1 protein-coding gene is annotated in these 515 nt (G+C 68.0%); it reads right to left on the bottom strand.

The annotated features are described in order from the left end of the window. Window positions 1–515 (bottom strand): DEAD/DEAH box helicase (locus tag ACTJLF_RS34700; protein WP_440884915.1); only part of this gene is annotated, 515 nt, incomplete at both ends.

Below are 515 nucleotides of genomic sequence, written 5' to 3'. Positions count from 1 at the left end.
TTCATCACGTCGGCGGCAACCTCCGAGCCGGCCGTGGCGGTGAGTGCCAGCACGGCGGGACTGCCCAGCGCCCGGATGGCAGGGCCGATGTCCAGGAAAGCCGGCCGAAAGTCATGGCCCCATTGCGAGATGCAGTGCGCCTCGTCCACCGCCACCAGGGCGACCGGATGGGCCGCGAGTTGCTGCAGGAAGGCGTGGTCGGCGAGCCGCTCGGGCGTTGTCAGCACGATGCGCGCGCTGCCGTCTCGCAGCGCCGTCTCGGCCGCAGCGAGTTCGTCCGCCGAGAGGGCGCTGTTGACCTGGATCGCCTGTACACCCAGGGCCCTGAGCTTGTCGCACTGGTCCTTCATCAGCGCAATCAGTGGCGAGACCACCACCGTGCGCCCTTTAAGCAACATCGCCGGCAACTGATAGCACAGCGACTTTCCCGCACCCGTGGGCATCACGGCGAGCGTGGACAGCCCCTGCATGACCCGCTCGATGACTTCGGCTTGACCGGCGCGCAATCGGGTGTG

This window comes from Variovorax sp. 22077 (assembly GCF_052044195.1).
Taxonomy (GTDB): domain Bacteria; phylum Pseudomonadota; class Gammaproteobacteria; order Burkholderiales; family Burkholderiaceae_C; genus Variovorax; species Variovorax atrisoli.
This window is presented reverse-complemented; position numbering and strand designations above follow the sequence as displayed.